Origin of the sequence: Limnohabitans planktonicus II-D5, assembly GCF_001270065.2 — a bacterium.
In the GTDB taxonomy this organism is placed as follows: Bacteria; Pseudomonadota; Gammaproteobacteria; order Burkholderiales; family Burkholderiaceae_C; genus Limnohabitans_A; species Limnohabitans_A planktonicus.
Genome location: NZ_LFYT02000080.1, coordinates 1 through 1,678, shown reverse-complemented (window position 1 = coordinate 1,678; position 1,678 = coordinate 1). Strand labels below are relative to the sequence as shown.

General features: G+C 56.9%; 1 protein-coding gene. It reads right to left on the bottom strand.

The genetic code is table 11. The features are described from left to right. Positions 1-111: 111 nt before the first annotated feature. A complete protein-coding gene (locus H663_RS40815; protein WP_116695972.1) occupies positions 112-1,434 on the bottom strand; it encodes an ISL3 family transposase in 1,323 nt (440 codons plus the stop codon). Positions 1,435-1,678: the final 244 nt, after the last annotated feature.

Genomic DNA, 1,678 nt, shown 5'->3' with positions numbered 1-1,678 from the left:
CAGCGCTTGCGCTTGCGACTCATTGAGCGTCAGGAACAGGTCATGCGCCTGGCTCGGGATATATCAAACCGGGAAATTCGGGCTCCTCGTCGTTTAGTGTGGAACTTGACATCAAAGGCAGCGGTGGATTAGCACGTTGCTCTTGGGCACAGCCCGCTCCAGCGGGTTGCTTGGCAAATGCTTGAGCTTGGACATCCGCAAATACGCAATGGCGATAAAGTTTCTTGCAGTTCTAAAGCCACGCGCGGCGCGTTTAGCCTGTTGGAGCAAACCATTCATGGCCTCCACATAAGCATTGCTGCGGTTGTCCAGCATGCCGCGCACCACACCGTCCAAGCGCTGCTTTAACGTGCGGGCCAACTTCTTAAAGGGTGCCAGACGACAGCGCGTGGCCCAACTCAGCCACGCCTTCAATTCAGACTTGGCTTGTGTCGCGTTGTTGTGCCTGGCCGCATTGGCATAAACCGTACGCAGCGCCATCTTCAGCCGCCACGCGCGGGCACTCCTCAAGGTCGAATGCTGCAGCCAGTGCATCGCGTTGGTCTGATTGACGCTCCAGCCATCAGGATTGCGGCGCATGCCCCAGGTCAGACTCTTGAGTAATTTGCGGTCGTTGTCACCCAATGCAGCCTTGATCGCTTGGGGCTGGGTGCTTGTCTCGTGGCGTCGCACCTCGTCCATGGCCTCATTGGCCATCGCCACCACATGAAACCGGTCATAACTGATTTGCGCTTGCGTCAAGGCTTGCGCAACCCCTTTGGCGTAGGCTGCGCTCATGTCCTGACAAACGTGCGCGACTTTCCCTGGTTCGCCCCCGTGCGCTTGAAGGTCTTGCGCAAAGTTGACGACCGTTTGATGGTCTCTTCCTTCACAGGCAAACAGTAGGCGCTTCTTGTCAAGGTCATGCACCACGGTGATGTAATCTTGACCCTTGCGCAAGCTGGTCTCATCGATGCCGATGACGCGCACCGCCGACATATCGTCGAGTGAGCGGGCCTCATCCACGTAGTGTTCAATGCGCCGCCACAGCTGTTTGTCGGTGCAGCGCAGCAGTGCAGCGGCTTGGCGCACGGGCAGCTCCCGGCACAAAGACAAAGCCAGCGCTTCAAACAATGCAGTGAAGCCACTGCCCTCGCGCGCCCAGGGGACCTGTGCCTGTGTTGTCTTGCCGCAGTCGCTGCAGGCCACGCGTGGCACCTCGGCGTGCAGCCAAGCTTCGTATTGGAAGAAGTCCAAGTGCCGCCATTGGCGTTTTTGTCGGTCATGAATGCCTTGATCGAGCAAGCCACACACGGGGCAGGCCAGACGTTTGGCATCGCAGGTGAGATCAAAGTCAATGCGACGGCGGGCCATGTCGAGGTTGACGTTTTCAACGCGCCACGGGGCAGACAAGCCCAGCGCACTGGTGAACAAAGATTCGATTCCAATAGCCATTTACGGATCTTCAGTTGATGAACGGACATCCGCCATCAGGATTTGTGAGCAGCCGACTGCGCCTGTGGCCAACAAACACCACCGGGCTCGGTTACTGCATTGTATTTTTCAAGTCAAGTTCCACACGGAATGACGAAGAGCCAATGTGTTGGGTCGAAAACTCTGCATTTATTCGTGAAGAAGTAGTGAGACTTATAGGCCACCCGGCCAACTCCTAAACACACCAGTTGAGCGGCTACATGGT

What these genes read in the sequence shown, in the direction of transcription:
- H663_RS40815 (WP_116695972.1), bottom strand. Translation starts at nt 1,434, where the DNA reads ATGGCTATTGGAATCGAATCTTTGTTCACCAGTGCGCTGGGCTTGTCT.